This is a genomic window from Mesorhizobium mediterraneum, from assembly GCF_002284565.1.
GTDB classification, from domain to species: Bacteria; Pseudomonadota; Alphaproteobacteria; order Rhizobiales; family Rhizobiaceae; genus Mesorhizobium; species Mesorhizobium mediterraneum.
In genome coordinates this window covers 81,293-95,206 of sequence record NZ_NPKI01000009.1, presented here as the reverse complement: position 1 = coordinate 95,206, position 13,914 = coordinate 81,293, and the positions used below count along the sequence as shown (strand labels likewise).

The 13,914-nt window shown below is 62.6% G+C and carries 17 protein-coding genes; 3 read left to right on the top strand and 14 right to left on the bottom strand.

The window, feature by feature from the left end; all coding sequences use genetic code 11:
• Positions 1-30: 30 nt before the first annotated feature.
• Together CIT25_RS04645 and miaA are read right to left on the bottom strand one after the other, a co-directional pair.
• Positions 31-822: a GGDEF domain-containing protein gene (locus CIT25_RS04645; RefSeq protein WP_095483389.1), complete on the bottom strand. Its 792-nt coding sequence runs from the start codon at positions 820-822 to the stop codon at positions 31-33.
• 104 nt (positions 823-926) lie between these two features.
• Positions 927-1,895 (bottom strand): tRNA (adenosine(37)-N6)-dimethylallyltransferase MiaA, encoded by a 969-nt coding sequence (gene miaA, locus CIT25_RS04640; RefSeq protein WP_095483484.1) that lies wholly within the window; start codon positions 1,893-1,895, stop codon positions 927-929.
• On the opposite strand from miaA, the gene serB reads away from it, so the two are divergent.
• Positions 1,885-2,772 carry a phosphoserine phosphatase SerB gene (gene serB, locus CIT25_RS04635; protein WP_095483388.1) on the top strand — a complete coding sequence of 296 codons (888 nt, stop codon included), beginning with the start codon at positions 1,885-1,887 and terminating at the stop codon, positions 2,770-2,772. The genes miaA and serB overlap by 11 nt on opposite strands.
• Positions 2,769-3,332, top strand: coding sequence for a GNAT family N-acetyltransferase (locus CIT25_RS04630; protein WP_095483387.1), 564 nt, complete (start codon positions 2,769-2,771; stop codon positions 3,330-3,332). The genes serB and CIT25_RS04630 overlap by 4 nt, the downstream gene beginning before the upstream one ends.
• Here the strand turns inward: CIT25_RS04630 and CIT25_RS04625 are convergent, their stop codons facing one another.
• The 8 genes from CIT25_RS04625 to CIT25_RS04590 form a co-directional block, all read right to left on the bottom strand.
• The gene (locus CIT25_RS04625; RefSeq protein ID WP_095483386.1) at positions 3,333-3,593 is read right to left on the bottom strand and encodes a type II toxin-antitoxin system HicB family antitoxin; all 261 of its coding nucleotides are present in this window, start codon (positions 3,591-3,593) and stop codon (positions 3,333-3,335) included.
• Positions 3,590-4,000 carry a putative toxin-antitoxin system toxin component, PIN family gene (locus CIT25_RS04620; protein ID WP_245329762.1) on the bottom strand — a complete coding sequence of 137 codons (411 nt, stop codon included), beginning with the start codon at positions 3,998-4,000 and terminating at the stop codon, positions 3,590-3,592. Before CIT25_RS04620 ends, CIT25_RS04625 begins: the two co-directional genes overlap by 4 nt.
• A gap of 71 nt (positions 4,001-4,071) precedes the next feature.
• Entirely contained in the window at positions 4,072-5,586 is a 1,515-nt protein-coding gene (locus CIT25_RS04615) for a DegQ family serine endoprotease (protein WP_095483384.1), read from the bottom strand.
• Between the two features lie 147 nt (positions 5,587-5,733).
• The gene (locus CIT25_RS04610) at positions 5,734-5,922 is read right to left on the bottom strand and encodes a DUF2065 domain-containing protein (protein ID WP_095483383.1); all 189 of its coding nucleotides are present in this window, start codon (positions 5,920-5,922) and stop codon (positions 5,734-5,736) included.
• A gap of 6 nt (positions 5,923-5,928) precedes the next feature.
• Positions 5,929-6,873, bottom strand: a complete 945-nt coding sequence (hflC, locus tag CIT25_RS04605; RefSeq protein ID WP_095483382.1) for a protease modulator HflC — start codon at positions 6,871-6,873, stop codon at positions 5,929-5,931.
• The gene (gene hflK, locus CIT25_RS04600) at positions 6,873-7,976 is read right to left on the bottom strand and encodes an FtsH protease activity modulator HflK (RefSeq protein ID WP_095483381.1); all 1,104 of its coding nucleotides are present in this window, start codon (positions 7,974-7,976) and stop codon (positions 6,873-6,875) included. Before hflK ends, hflC begins: the two co-directional genes overlap by 1 nt.
• 142 nt (positions 7,977-8,118) lie before the next feature.
• A complete protein-coding gene (locus tag CIT25_RS04595; protein ID WP_095483380.1) occupies positions 8,119-8,637 on the bottom strand; it encodes a dihydrofolate reductase in 519 nt (172 codons plus the stop codon).
• Positions 8,637-9,656, bottom strand: coding sequence for a DUF4424 domain-containing protein (locus CIT25_RS04590; protein WP_095483379.1), 1,020 nt, complete (start codon positions 9,654-9,656; stop codon positions 8,637-8,639). The genes CIT25_RS04595 and CIT25_RS04590 overlap by 1 nt, the downstream gene beginning before the upstream one ends.
• Before the next feature lie 134 nt (positions 9,657-9,790).
• On the opposite strand from CIT25_RS04590, the gene cobF reads away from it, so the two are divergent.
• Positions 9,791-10,564: a precorrin-6A synthase (deacetylating) gene (cobF, locus tag CIT25_RS04585; RefSeq protein WP_095483378.1), complete on the top strand. Its 774-nt coding sequence runs from the start codon at positions 9,791-9,793 to the stop codon at positions 10,562-10,564.
• Between the two features lie 36 nt (positions 10,565-10,600).
• Here the strand turns inward: cobF and CIT25_RS04580 are convergent, their stop codons facing one another.
• The 4 genes from CIT25_RS04580 to modA form a co-directional block, all read right to left on the bottom strand.
• On the bottom strand, positions 10,601-10,942 hold the full coding sequence (locus CIT25_RS04580) for a winged helix-turn-helix domain-containing protein (protein WP_095483377.1): 342 nt from the start codon (positions 10,940-10,942) through the stop codon (positions 10,601-10,603).
• Between the two features lie 90 nt (positions 10,943-11,032).
• Positions 11,033-12,145, bottom strand: coding sequence for a molybdenum ABC transporter ATP-binding protein (gene modC, locus CIT25_RS04575; protein WP_095483376.1), 1,113 nt, complete (start codon positions 12,143-12,145; stop codon positions 11,033-11,035).
• Positions 12,142-12,846 carry a molybdate ABC transporter permease subunit gene (gene modB / locus CIT25_RS04570; protein ID WP_095483375.1) on the bottom strand — a complete coding sequence of 235 codons (705 nt, stop codon included), beginning with the start codon at positions 12,844-12,846 and terminating at the stop codon, positions 12,142-12,144. Before modB ends, modC begins: the two co-directional genes overlap by 4 nt.
• Positions 12,847-12,862: 16 nt before the next feature.
• The gene (gene modA / locus CIT25_RS04565; protein ID WP_206072916.1) at positions 12,863-13,660 is read right to left on the bottom strand and encodes a molybdate ABC transporter substrate-binding protein; all 798 of its coding nucleotides are present in this window, start codon (positions 13,658-13,660) and stop codon (positions 12,863-12,865) included.
• Positions 13,661-13,914: the final 254 nt, after the last annotated feature.

Sequence of the window (13,914 nt, the reverse complement as noted above, 5' to 3'; positions counted from 1 at the left end):
GGCCAGCATCACGAGTTTAATGACGGGATTTCAGGCGCAGACGCGGTTTCGGCCTTGCCTCTTGGCCTCATAAAGCTGGCGATCCGCGCGGCGATAGAATTCTTCGGCGGTTTCCTTGCGATCCCAGACGGCGAGGCCGACGCTGGTGGTGATCTTCAGGCGAACATTGCCTGATAGTATCGACATGTTGGCGATCGCCTTGCGGATGCGCTCGGCGAATTTGGACAGCAGTTCGGCGTCCATGTTGGGGGTGACTACTGCGAATTCCTCGCCACCCAGGCGCGCAACCACGTCGTGATAGCGCGTCATGTCCTTGAGACAATTGGCGACCGCCCGCAACACTTCGTCGCCGACATCATGGCCGTGGGTGTCGTTGACCTGCTTGAAATGGTCGAGATCAAGGATCATCAGCCCGACCGGCTTCTCGATGCGGCGGAATTCCTCGAGATATTCCTTCAGTGCATCGTCGAAATAGCGCCGGTTCTGCATGCCGGTCAGGCTGTCGGTCAGCGCCGCATGCTCCAGCGTTTCCGAACGGGCGCTGAGCGAAACCGTCATGGCGCGCAGCTTGCCTTCTTCCGTCGCCTGCTTGCGGATCAGTGGGTAGATGAAGAAAATGCCGAAGAACAGGGCAGTCGCCAAAAGAACGCCGGTCGCAAACAACAGCTTGTTGAGATAGATGATCTTCTCAACCCCGGAAGGCGTGACACTCTCGGCCGCGAAGGCCTGCAGAAGCCCATAGGCGTGAAGCGTCACCAGGCCGGCGGCCAGGATCACGAAGATGAAGACGAAAAAGGCTGATTCCGCCTTGTGAAAACGCATCTGCTCCCCGTTGGAAAATTCCCACAGACCTTATGGCATGGAGGGCCTTACGGACGGTTAATTAGGACAACTTCGACGGGAAGTCTCCCCCCAAGATCAACTTTTCAGGTTGCACTGGAAAGGGGATCCGAGATCGTGGATCCCACACGATCACCGAGGCGCAGTCTCAGCCATTCCGGACCCAACTGATGCCTGAACCAGGTCGCCTGGCGCTTGGCGTATTGTCGCGTCGCGATCTTTGCGCGCTCGATCGCTTCCGGAAAACTCAGCTCCCCGGCTATTGCGGCCTGGAGTTCGCGAACGCCGATCGCCTTCATCGCCGGCAAATCGGAATCGAGACCAAGACTGGCGAGTTGTTTGACCTCATCGAGGGCGCCCTTCTCCAGCATGCGGTCGAACCGCGCCTCGATCCGCTCCACCAGCGCCGCCCGGTCCGGTTCGATCACGAAGAAGCGTGCGCTGTCCCTGTCGATCAACGGCCGGCCGCGCGCCGTCTGCCATTCCAGGATGGAACGGCCTGACGCGTCGAGCACCTCCAACGCCCGCACGATGCGCTGGCCATCGGTCGGCTTCAGCATCATGCCTGCTGCGGAATCCTCGCGCAGCAAGATGCGGTGAAGCTTGGCCGCGCCCTGCTCCCGGAGTTCGTAGCGCCAGCGGTCACGGATCGGCTGCGGAATGTCGGGCATTTCCGAAATGCCTTGCGCAAGCGCCCGGAAATAAAGCCCGGTGCCGCCGACGAAAATCACCGGCCGCTCTGAGAGCGTGCCCTCGTCGATGAGCTTCATCACGTCGCGCAGCCAGGCGCCGGTGGAATAGGCGATGGAGGGATGGACATGCCCGTAGAGATAATGCGGGACGCGAGCGAGTTCGGCAGCGGTCGGCCGCGCCGTCAGCACGTCGAGCACAGAATAGCCTTGCATGGAATCGGTGTTGACGATGACGCCGCCCTTGCGCTCGGCGAGATCGAGCGCGAGAGCGGACTTGCCGCTGGCGGTCGGCCCGGCTATCAGGATCGCGTTCTCAACGTGGCCCTCGCCCGCCTGCCCGCCGGAATTTTCGATGCCGCTGATCGCCACGCTCGTATCCCATCCCGCCGGCCGCGCATTGTCGCCGGCGCTTGCGAATATGGCGTCACGGTCGGTCGGCGCAAGCACTGTTCGCTGGCTGGCCGAAGGCATCGCCTGCGAATTCGCTTTGCCCGAGGCGGCCGGAGCCGCTGAAACGACCGCCAGCCTGCGCGCCGTGCTCGCACCCGAACCGGTCGACGTGATCGTTCAGCAGGTCGAGGCAAGGCGAAAGAAAATCCTTATCGCCGATATGGATTCCACGATGATCGATCAGGAGTGCATCGACGAGCTTGCCGATGAGATCGGCGTCAAGGATTACGTCGCCGCCATCACGGCGCGATCGATGAATGGCGAGATCGCTTTCGAGCCGGCCTTGCGCGAGCGGGTGGCGCTGCTGAAAGGCCTCGACACTGCCGTGGTCGACCGCGTCATCACCAACCGCTTGACGCTGGCTTCCGGCGGCCGCGCGCTTGTCCAGACCATGCGCGCCAATGGCGCATGGACTGCGCTCGTGTCGGGTGGCTTCAACGTCTTCACCGCACGCATCGCCGCCATGCTCGGCTTTCAGGAGAACCGCGCCAATCGGCTGATCGAGCAGGGCGGCCACTTCACCGGGCTTGTGGCCGAGCCGATCCTGGGGCGCGCCGCCAAAGCCGATGCGCTACTCGAGATTTCGGCCGGCCTGGGGCTGACGACCGCAGACGCCATTGCTGTCGGCGACGGCGCCAACGACCTCGACATGATCCGCCTTGCCGGCGCGGGTGTGGCACTTCATGCCAAGCCTGTCGTGGCGGCGGAGGCAAAATTCCGCATCGACCACGGCGACCTGACCGCGCTTCTCTATCTGCAGGGCTACCGGCGGGAGGAGTTTGTAGAGTGACGCCGATCCGCACCGAGCGGCTAATCCTGCGCAACTGGGAGGATCGCGACCGCGAGCTCTTCCACCGGATCAATTCCGACGAACGCGTCATGGAATTCTTTCCATTTCGCCGCGACCGCGCTGCCGCGGACGCCAAAATGGACGAGTTTCGCGCCTGGATCGCCGAGGATGGCTACGGTTTCGCTGCCGCCGAGATAATTGAAACGCGCCAATGCATCGGCTTCGTCGGCCTCCTCGATACCGATCATTTGCCCTTCCTGCCCGCCGGCACCGTCGAGATCGGCTGGCGGCTGGCGCCCGAATTCTGGGGCCATGGCTATGTCACCGAGGCGGCCGAAGCGTGGCTCGCCTATGGCTTCGAAACGCTTGGCCTCGACGAAATCGTGTCCTTCGCCGTTAGGGATAATCACCGTTCCACCGCGGTCATGAAGCGCCTGGGCATGATCGCCGACCCGGCCAGCGATTTCGACCACCCCGGCATTCCGGACAGCCACGCCGCGCTCAAGCAGCATGTGTTCTACAGGCTGACAGCCAAGGATTGGCGAAAAAACCGACCCTAATCAGTGCTTGTCAAACGGAAGCTCGTCGCCGGGTTGCGGCGGTTTGACGCCGACGCGATCGAGCACTTTCGAGAAATCATCGCCCGATGCATCACCAGCCCGTCGACGCAGGAAATCGGCCGCTGTCTCCATGGCTCCCACCTTTTGCGCCACAGCCGAAGCGATCCACTGGTTCAGCGACACACCATCAGCCTTTGCCAGACGTGCAGCCGCCTCCTTGATCGACAAGGGAAGTTTCAACGGATAAGTCGCCTTGCTCATGTTCGAAATCCTTCTAACAATTCGGCGGGGCTGACGACTGGAACTTCAAAACGGCCTGCCGCAGTCACAAAATCGCGGCGATTGTGAGTGACCAATGCGTCTGCCCGACCATTGATCGCTGCCTCAAGCACCATCTCATCCTTCGGATCATTCAATTGCGGGCGCCAGAGAAAGTGCAGTTCGACCGGCTCTGCCAAGACAGCGAAGCCGGCCAGCAAACGATCCAGATCTGCAAGCGACAATCCGTGAATTGCCCGTTGCTCAGGGCGGGCCAGCACGGTTTCATATTCAAGAAACAGCGCTGTTGTCACCAATGGGCAAAACTGTCGATTTGCGACCAACCGCAAAACGGCAAATGACGCACCATTCCTGCTGCGCAGACCTGCGGTCAGAACGTTTGTGTCCAATGCGATCCGCTTCACAGGTCAAAATAGTACATCCCATGGGATGTTTCAACGTGCCTGTGAAGCTACCAGACTCAATCCATCCGGATCGTCACAAACCGCAACTCGCCGGTCTTCGACGCCAGCATCAGCAGGGCGTTCTTGCGTCCCTGCTCCTTCAATGCGGCAATCCGGTCCATGACATCCTTGGGCGTGGCGACCGATTCCTGCGCGATCTCGGTGATCACCTCGCCGGCCTGGATGCCGCGTTCGGCGGCGGCCGAATCCTTGGTGACCTCGGTGATGACGACGCCGGAGACTTCGGCGGCGATGCCGAATTTCGTCCGCGTCTCGTCGTTGAGCTCGCCAACGGTCATGCCGAGCACGGAAGCCGTCGAAACGGCAGGCGCCTTGTCGCCATTGTCCTGATCGGTGTTGCCGTCCTCGCTGCTGGCAAGCTTTTCGCCATCTTCGAGCCGGCCAAGCGTCACCTTCACGGTCTGCTCGACACCCTTGCGCACGATGACCACGTCGACAGCCTTGCCGACCGAGCTTTCCGCGACGACGCGCGGCAGGTCGCGCATTTCATTGACGTCCCTGCCGTCGAACTTGATGATGACGTCGCCCGCCAGGATGGTGCCGTTGTCGACGGGTCCGCCCTTGATGACGCCAGCGACCAGCGCGCCCTTGGCCGTCGCCATGCCGAGGCTTTCGGCAATGTCGTCCGTCACCGGCTGGATGCGCACGCCGAGCCAGCCGCGCCGCGTCTCGCCAAACTGACGGAGTTGGTCGACGACGCCTAACGCGAGCTGCGAGGGAATGGAAAAGCCGATGCCGATCGAGCCGCCGGACGGCGAGATGATCGCCGTATTGATGCCGATAACCTCGCCGCTGCTGTTGAACAGCGGTCCGCCGGAATTGCCGCGGTTGATCGCGGCATCGGTCTGGATGAAATCGTCATAGGGACCCGAATTGATGTCGCGGTTGCGGGCCGAGACGATACCCACCGTCACGGTGCCGCCGAGGCCGAACGGATTGCCGATCGCCATCACCCAGTCACCGACACGCATCTTGCTGGAATCGCCGAATTTCACCGCCGTCAGCTTGTGCCCTTTCGGATCGACCTTCAGCACCGCCACGTCGGTCTTGGTGTCGGTGCCGACCAGCGTCGCCTTCAGCGTCACGCCGTCGGAGAAATTCACCTCGATATCATCGGCATCGGCGATCACGTGATTGTTCGTCACCACAATGCCCTGCTCGGCATCGACCACGAAGCCGGAGCCCAGCGACTGCACCTTTTGCGAGCGATCGCCCTGTTCGCCGGGACGGTTCTTGAAGAAATCGTCGAAGAAATCCTGAAAGGGCGAGCCCTCTGGAAGCTGCGGCATCGGCACCGCGCCAGGCCCCTCCGTGCCCTTCACCCTCTGCGAGGTCGAGATGTTGACCACGGCACCCAGCAGGCCCTGCGCGAGATCGGCGACCGAAGCCGGGCCATCCGCGGCGGCCGTCGGCGTCACCAGCGACGGGACGGTAGCGGCGCCAATAAGAAGTGCTGCAGCACCTGCGGTGAACGTCCGCCTCGCCGCGCGCAAAAAGCTGTTGGATGTCATCGAGAAGTCTCCCGGTGTCTCAGAAAGGAAAAGCGCTCGCCGAAAACGCTGCGTCGAGTCATGTTGGCAAGAAATACGGCACGTTTGCGGCTATGGCTATCGGCACAGGATAAATCCTCCGTTATCCGAAATCATAGACCGATCACGTCACCCACCACGCACCAGCCAGACGATGCCGACGCCAACAGCGATTGCGATCAGTCCGGCGATCCGCAGCGCATTCTCCGGCATCGACAGAACTTCGCTTGCAAGTTTCTTGGCGAGGCCAGGAAAGCCGCCATAGACCAGGCCCTCTACGACGAGAACCAAGCCTATTGCCGCCAGAAAATCCTGCACCGGCCGTTACTGGCCGGTGCCTGGCTGCGCTGCCGGCGCAGCAGGTGCTGCGGGCGGCGCTGCCGGCGTATCCGCGCCGGCGGGATTGCGGAAGAAACGGAAGAATTCCGAATTCGGCGACAGCACCATCGTCGTCCCGGTATTGTCCAGCGCCGTGCCGTAGGCATTCATCGACCGGTAAAAGCCAAAGAAGGCCGGATCGCGCTGGTAGGCGTCCGCGAAGGTGGCGCTGCGTTGAGCTTCACCTTCACCACGCAGGATTTCAGACTCCCTCCGCGCCTCGGCGACGATCTCCACCACCTCGCGGTCGGCGCGAGCCCTTATGCGCTGCGCCGCCTCGTTGCCGCGCGCCCTCAGCCGCTCGGCTTCGGCCAGACGCTCAGCCTTCATGCGGTCGTATGTCTGTTGCGAGACTTCTGCGGTCAAATCGGTTCGGCGAATGCGGACATCCTCGATCTGCAGGCCGAGCGACGTGGCGTCGGGCCTCAACTGATCGCGCACTTCACGCATCATCACGGCTCGCTCTTCCGAGAGCGCCGCCTCGAAGTCGCGCAGACCGTAAACACGGCGCAAGGCGGCGTCGAGACGCGTCCTCAATCGTGCCTCGGCCAGCTCGATCTGACCGGACACAGCGGAGCGGAACACGCGCGGATCCGAGATCCGATAGGCGATGAAGGCGTCGACCTCATAGAACTTGCCGCCCGAAACCTGGACGCGGATGTTGTCGAGATCGAAGCGCAGCACCCTGTTTTCTATCAACTGCACGCTGTCGGCATCGAAGAAGGCGAACGGCGCCTTGAAATAGATGCCCGGCTGGCTCTTGACGTCGACGATCTCGCCGAACCTGAGCACCAGCGCCTGCTGGCGCGCATTGACAACGAAGACCGACGAATAAAGCAGGAACAGGATGACCGCTGCGATGACGGCGATGATGGGAAGACGGTTGGCCATCACTGGGTTCCTCCGAGGACCGGCGCCGGCGCCTTCTGCTGCAATGCCGGCAGCGGCAGATAGGGAACAACCCCTTGTCCATTGCCTTGCTCGATAATGACCTTGCTGGAATCCTTCAGAACCCTCTCCATCGTTTCCAGATAAAGCCGCTGGCGCGTCACATCCGGCGCTTTGGCGTATTCGTCATAGACCGAGATGAAGCGCTGCGCCTCACCTTCGGCCTCCTGCACGACCCGGTTCTTATAGCCGGCCGCGTCCTCGCGGATCTGTGCGGCCTCGCCGCGCGCCTGGCCGAGTTTCTGGTTGGAATACTGGTTGGCCTGCTCGACGAACTTGTCCTCGTCCTGTTCGGCGCGCTGCACTTCGTCGAAGGCGTCGGCCACTTCGCGCGGCGGCGCGGCATCCTCGATCGAAATCGCGTTGACGTTCAGGCCGGCCTTATAGCCGTCCAGCGTCGTCTGGATGATTTCGCGCACTGACGCCGCAATGCCCTCGCGATCATCGCGGAAGATGTCCTGCGCCGGCCGACGGCCGACGGCTTCGCGCATGGCGCTTTCGGCGACCTGCCGCAGCATGCCGTCGGGATCGGACACATCGAACAGATAGGCCCTCGGATCGGAGACCTGATAGGCGACAGAGAACTGGACATTGACGATGTTCTGGTCACCAGAAAGCATCAGGCCTGAACCGTTGCCGGAGGTCGTGCCGCCGCCGATATCGACGAGTTGTTCGGCGATGACGGCTGTCTCGACCGTTTCGATGGGCCACCAATGGAAATGCAGGCCGGGCTGCGAGAGCTCCGTCTTTGGCACGCCGAATCTGAGTTCGACGGCAACCTCGTCCGGCTGCACGGTATAGACGGCCTTGAACGCCCACAGCACGACAAGCGCTGCCGCGATCAGCCCGAACACGGCTGGGCTTGCCCCACCGCCACCCGGCAAAGCACGCCGCAACCTGTCCTGGCCGCGCCGGATAATGTCTTCGAGATCGGGAGGCGAACCCTGCGGGCCGCTGGGCCCCTTCGGTCCCTGCCCCCAGGGTCCTGGATTGTTGCCGCCGCCCCATGGGCCGCCGCCTCCGCCGCTTTTGTCATTCCAGGGCATGAATGTCCTTTCGCTCCCTCACGCGCCGGCCTGACGGCGCAAAATCCAGTATCGTCCTTCTATAGGGACGCGACGGCGCGCTTTCAACGCGATCGGTCGTCGACACCGTCCGTTTTGGACCGTCGCGACCCTTTATCGTCTCTCAATGCACGTCGCGGCGTCGCTCGTAAACCGAATAGCGTGTCGCATGGCTATCCTTTTCACCGGCAGGAACGTCCTGCGAGCGGACGATGCGCCACGAATCCGGGTCGATAGGCGGGAAATGCGCATCGCCGTCGACCGCGGCAAGGATATGGGTGACATGCAAGCGGTCGGCCAGGGGCAGCGCCTGGGCATAGATCTCGCCGCCGCCGATGATGCAGATTTCGTCGGCGCCTGCCATGCAGCGCCCGCGCACCTTCGCCAGACTGATCGCGTCGTCGAGCGAATGCACGACTTCGACGCCCTCGGCGCGCCAGGTCTTGTCGCGGGTGACCACGACGTTGAGCCTCCCAGGCAGAGGCCTGCCGATGCCTTCATAGGTCTTGCGGCCCATGATGATAGGTTTGCCCATCGTGTCGGCCTTGAACCGCTTGAGATCGCTGGAAAGTCGCCACGGCAAACCGCCGTCGCGCCCGATCACGCCGTTTTCGGCGATGGCGACATAGATCGCGACGTCCATCAGCCACCGCTCCCGCCATCGCCGCCATCGGTAGGCACCAGCAGAAAAATGTCGATGTCGTGCTCGGGGTAGAAATTTTGCGCCGTCATCTCGAAACGCGTCGGCCCGACTTTCCTGACGTTTTCGCCACAGAACGAGACCAGGTTCTTCGGGTCGCCCTTGTCGACAGTCAGCTTGAATTTGCCGATGGTGCCCGTCGCCCAGTTGCCGCCAGTGGTCAGGATATAGGCGATGCGGTTCTCGAAATATCTCAGAGTGCCGTCGGGATTGCCCTTCGCTGCCTTGCGGATCGCATTCTCGAACGTCTGGTCCATGCAGTAGCGGGTCTTATAGGCGGCGTATTGGCCCTGGAACTGGCCGTCATAGAAGAAGCTGACCGAGGACGTGCCGCCAACGCTCGGCTTGTAGCGGTGGGCGACGCGGACTGCCTTGTTGGCTGGAAAGGTCGAGCGCCACCAATAGGTCGAGCGCAATTGCCAGAACGGCACGTAGACGGTCTTCATGCCCGAACCATCGTCGGCGGTGTCCTCGATGATGAGGCCGCGATCGACCCAATCGTCGGCAACCGCTTGCGGCAGCTTTGCCAATGCCGCCTTGGCCGCGTCGCCGAACGGGTAAAACGGCACGTTCTGCGCCTTCAAATCGGCGCTGATGTCGATGCCGAGCGCAAACGCCTTCTGCTCAAGCTGCGGTTTTGCCGCCACGCCGTCGATCGTCACCTCGAAGCCGAGGAAATTGTCGCTCTGACCGTCGGGAATCGCCGGCATCTCGTTGGGATCGCCTTCGATGTCGGGCATCGGGAAGGCGACGATCGCGTCGACATCCCTGTCGGTGTTGTTGCGGAAGACATAGTCGACCGTCACCTTTTCCGGCGAGATATAGAGATCCTCGCTCTCCATCGCGACGGCGTCGCTGCGCGACAGGATCAGGCCGCCCGTTCCCAATTCGGCGATTGAATCATTGGCGAATACGGGCGTGGCCGAGAGCGCCAGCGCTGCGGTCAGGACATAACGGAACATGGAAGCTCCCTTGGCGAGAATGCCGGTATGACTCTAGCCGTTTCAATGTGGAGTTTCAAAGCCCTTCCGCGCACTCGTCGGCGCTTGCCAGGCTTGTCTGGACACCGACGTTCCGATCGGGCAGGAGTTCGGCCATGCGCAAGCTTCTCGTCATCGGCATCGGCGCCGGCAATCCCGACCACATGACCGTGCAGGCCATCGACGGCTTGAACCGCGCCGAGGTGCTGTTCATTCCCGACAAGGGCGCGAAGAAGAACGATCTCGCAGAACTGCGCCGCCAGATCTGCGACCGATTCGTCACCAATCCAAACTCGCGCCGCGTAGAGTTCGACGTGCCGGTGCGGGCCGAGCCGGCCCCCTCCTATCGCTCGACCGTCGACGACTGGCACGAGGCGATCGCCGCGATCTATGAAGGCCTGATCCGCGATGAGCTTTCGCAAAATGGCTGCGGCGCCTTCCTGATCTGGGGCGATCCCTCGCTCTACGACAGCGCGCTGCGCATCCTGGAGCGCGTGCGCATGAGAGGCAATGTCGAGTTCGAGCTCGAGGTGATCCCAGGCATCACCGCTGTCCAGGCGCTCGCCGCCAGCCACAGAACCGCGCTGAACCGCATCGGCGATGCGGTTCAGATCACCACCGGCCGTCGGCTCACCGAGGAAGGCTTGCCCGACAATGCCGGTAGCACCGTCGTCATGCTGGACGGCAAATGCGCCTTCAACACGCTGGACGACAAGGACCTCGTCATCCACTGGGGCGCCTATCTCGGCACGCCCGGCGAGATCCTGATTTCCGGCCGCCTCGGCGATGTCGGCGACGAGATCGCGAAGACACGCGAGGAAGCCCGCCGGAAAAAGGGCTGGATCATGGACACCTATCTGCTGCGCAAGCCCGGCGAGCCTGAGGAGTAGGAGGGGTAGGCTTGGCCGGCACAGACTCCACCGACCTCACCCGGCATCGATCTCCGCCTGCAGTGCCTCCATATGCGGCGCCGCCGCGGAAGCCGCAGCCCGTTCGATGGCGCGAAAGCGGCTGACCACCGCGAGCCCCACCGAGGTCAACTGGGCGCCGCCGCCCTTTTTCCCACCGGTCTGCGCCGCGACCAGCGGCTTGCCGAACACCCGGTTCATGTCCTCGACCAGATCCCAGGCGTGTTTGTAGGACATTTCCATGCCGCGCGCCGCAGCCGAGATCGAGCCGAAGGCGGCGATCTGCTCCAGGAGTTCGATCTTGCCCGGCCCGATGCGCCCTTCTGGATCGAGGTTTATCCGCAAGCTCAGCGACGGCATTCCACTCCTCCGCAGTCACGCCGCAGCCATACTAGAACCTCTCCAGCGATACCGCTATTCCAAATCGATATAGCGACAACCATCCGCCCGTTATCCATCCGCCTCGACAGGCAAGCCGGCGCCTGTGTTCGCCCGGTCGAAGCTTACCGTCTTGACCACCGCGTAGACTTTTCGACCGAGCTGAAGTTTCAGCGTCTGTCGTGATTGCTCGGTGATCCGGGCAATCACGGTTGCGCCATTGCAGTCGATGCCGATCTCGACCGTAGGCCCTTCGCCCGGTTCTATCGCCACGATCGTGCCCGGCAAGATGTTGAGCGCGCTGAGGCCCGTCGGCTGTCCGGTGGCGATCATCACATCGCGGGCACGGATGCGGATGCGCACCAGCGCGCCGACCGGCGTTGTCAGAAGCGGCACGCGGATCTCGCCCGCCGCAGAGCCAAGCACGGTCATGCCAAAGACTTCGTCGTGGCGCAGCACCGCGGTGTCCAGCACCGCGCCGCCCTCGCCGCGCTCTTCTGCCGGCAACAGGTCGAGCCGCTGCATGATCGCCCCGGTCGGGCCGCAAGCAGCGACTTTGCCTCGCGCCAGCACAACGACGTCGCTTGCCAGCCGCGCCACCTCAGAGATCGAATGGCTGACATAGACGATCGGGATTTTCGTCTCGTCGCGCAGCCGCTCGATATAAGGCAGGATTTCTGCCTTGCGGGCCTCGTCGAGCGAAGCCAGCGGCTCGTCCATCAGCAACAATTTCGGGCTGGCGAGCAGCGCCCGGCCGATCGCCACGCGCTGTTTCTCGCCGCCGGAAAGGTTCGCCGGCCGCCGGTCGAGCAAAGGACCGATGCCGAGCAGTTCGACCACCGCATTCATGTCCGCATAGCGTTCCGCCGTGGGCGTGAACCAGTGGCCGTAGCGCAGATTGCTGGCCACGCTCATATGCGGAAACAGCCGCGCATCCTGGAACACCATGCCGATGCGGCGCTTGTGCTTCGGCACGAACAGGCGCGCATCAATATCGACCAGCACGCGGCCGTCGGCCTCGATCCGCCCCTTATCGGGCCGGATAAGGCCGGCAATCATGTTGATCAGCGTTGTCTTGCCGGAGCCCGAGGGCCCGAACAGCGCGGTCAGCCGCCCGGCGCTCTCGAAGCGGGCGTCGACCTCGAAATTGCCAAGCCGATGGCTGATATCGACCACGACCGTCATTCGGTATCCATCCGCTTGCCGACGCGCCGCGCCAGCACTTCCGACGCGACAAGTGCTGCCATCGAGATGACGATCGAGATCAGCGTCAGCCTGAGCGCGCCGGCATCGCCGCCCGGCACCTGCGTGAACGTGTAGATCGCCGATGGCAGCGTCTGCGTCTCGTTGGGGATGTTGGAAACGAAGGTGATCGTTGCGCCGAATTCGCCCATCGCCTTAGCGAAAGACAAGATCGCGCCGGCGATCAGGCCGGGCAGGATCAGCGGCAGCGTGATAGTCCCGAACACCCACAGCGGATTGGCGCCAAGCGTTCCGGCTGCCGCCTCGATTCTGCGGTCGACCGCCTCGATCGACAGCCGGATCGCCCGCACCATCAAGGGAAAGCCCATGACAGCGCAGGCCAGTGCCGCACCCGTCCAGCGAAAGGAGAAGACAATGCCGAAATGCTCGGCCAGAAAGGCCCCGGCCGGGCCGCGCCTGCCGAAGGAGAGCAGCAGCAGATAGCCGACAACCACCGGCGGCAGGATCAACGGCAGATGCACCAGCCCGTTGAGCAGCGTCTTGCCCCAGAATTGTCCACGGGCGAGCACAAGCGCGATCAATATGCCGGGCGGCAGGCTGGCAATCATCGCCACTGTCGCCACCTTGACGGACAGCCGGACCGCATTCCATTCGTCGGGAGTGAGGTCCAGCAGCCAGTTCATCTTTTGGCGTCGTGCCTCAGTTGCTCGGCGTAAGGACCGTGAAACCCTGCGCCTTGAAGAGTTCGCCAGCCTTGGCGGACTGCAGGCATTTCAGGAATGCCGGCGTGTCCTTGTCCTTCGAATCCGCCATCTGGGCAACCGGGTAGACGATCGGCGGATGCGAATCCTCTGGGAAGGTGCCGACCACTTTCACGCCGGGCTCGGCGTGCGCGTCGGTGGCGTAGACGATGCCGAGCGCTGCCTCGCCGGTCGAAACCAGCTTGAGCGCGGCGCGCACATTCTCGGCCTGCGCCACCTTGCCTTCCACCGAGGACCAGACGCCGAGCGATTCAAGGGCCGCCTTGCCATATTTGCCGGCCGGCACCGCCTTGAAATCGCCCATGGCAAGCCTGCCGTCGCCGATCAGCACGGCAAGATCAAAACCCGTCTCGATCCTGGTTTCGACCGACGAATCCTTCGACGCCACCAGCACGATCTGGTTGCCGAGCAACTTCACTTCGGTATCCGGCTTGGTCAGCTTCTTGTCGGACAGATATTTCATCCAGTCGAGGTCGGCCGAGATGAAGACATCGGCCGGCGCGCCGCCCTCGATCTGCTTGGCCAATGCGGAGCTTGCCGCATAGGAAATGGTTGCCGCCTCGCCGACATCGGCCTCGCAGGCAGTGTTCACGGCATCCAGTGCGTTCTTCATGCTTGCGGCGGCGAAGACGATCAGTCTGTCATCCGCATGGGCAACCGGCATGGCGGCGATCAACATCGTCGTGAGACCGCCAATGGCAGCCGCCTTCAATCCGAAACCCTTGCGCACCAGCATGAAACTCTCCCGGATTTGAAAATCTGATCGGCGCGAGCCTGACAATCGATATATCCACGTGAATATAACAAGGGAAGGCTTTTTGCCAGACTTAGCCCGGACAATGGCTCAGTTAGTGGCCCGGTCAATGGCATTGCGTGTTGTTGGCACCGCTTACGATCAATTGAGGTGGATACAGCGCAACGTTGCGGGCCGGTGCCGTAGGTCAAAGCATCGGATATCGTGGTCGGCATCGACGAACGGACAGCAGCCGA

What these genes read in the sequence shown, in the direction of transcription:
- modA (WP_206072916.1), bottom strand. Translation starts at nt 13,660, where the DNA reads ATGCTGGTGCGCAAGGGTTTCGGATTGAAGGCGGCTGCCATTGGCGGT.
- hflK (WP_095483381.1), bottom strand. Translation starts at nt 7,976, where the DNA reads ATGCCCTGGAATGACAAAAGCGGCGGAGGCGGCGGCCCATGGGGCGGC.
- hflC (WP_095483382.1), bottom strand. Translation starts at nt 6,873, where the DNA reads ATGGCCAACCGTCTTCCCATCATCGCCGTCATCGCAGCGGTCATCCTG.
- modB (WP_095483375.1), bottom strand. Translation starts at nt 12,846, where the DNA reads ATGAACTGGCTGCTGGACCTCACTCCCGACGAATGGAATGCGGTCCGG.
- CIT25_RS04625 (WP_095483386.1), bottom strand. Translation starts at nt 3,593, where the DNA reads ATGAGCAAGGCGACTTATCCGTTGAAACTTCCCTTGTCGATCAAGGAG.
- CIT25_RS04615 (WP_095483384.1), bottom strand. Translation starts at nt 5,586, where the DNA reads ATGACATCCAACAGCTTTTTGCGCGCGGCGAGGCGGACGTTCACCGCA.
- CIT25_RS04590 (WP_095483379.1), bottom strand. Translation starts at nt 9,656, where the DNA reads ATGTTCCGTTATGTCCTGACCGCAGCGCTGGCGCTCTCGGCCACGCCC.
- serB (WP_095483388.1), top strand. Translation starts at nt 1,885, where the DNA reads ATGCCGCTGATCGCCACGCTCGTATCCCATCCCGCCGGCCGCGCATTG.
- CIT25_RS04645 (WP_095483389.1), bottom strand. Translation starts at nt 822, where the DNA reads ATGCGTTTTCACAAGGCGGAATCAGCCTTTTTCGTCTTCATCTTCGTG.
- modC (WP_095483376.1), bottom strand. Translation starts at nt 12,145, where the DNA reads ATGACGGTCGTGGTCGATATCAGCCATCGGCTTGGCAATTTCGAGGTC.
- cobF (WP_095483378.1), top strand. Translation starts at nt 9,791, where the DNA reads ATGCGCAAGCTTCTCGTCATCGGCATCGGCGCCGGCAATCCCGACCAC.
- CIT25_RS04595 (WP_095483380.1), bottom strand. Translation starts at nt 8,637, where the DNA reads ATGGACGTCGCGATCTATGTCGCCATCGCCGAAAACGGCGTGATCGGG.
- CIT25_RS04580 (WP_095483377.1), bottom strand. Translation starts at nt 10,942, where the DNA reads ATGCCGTCGCTGAGCTTGCGGATAAACCTCGATCCAGAAGGGCGCATC.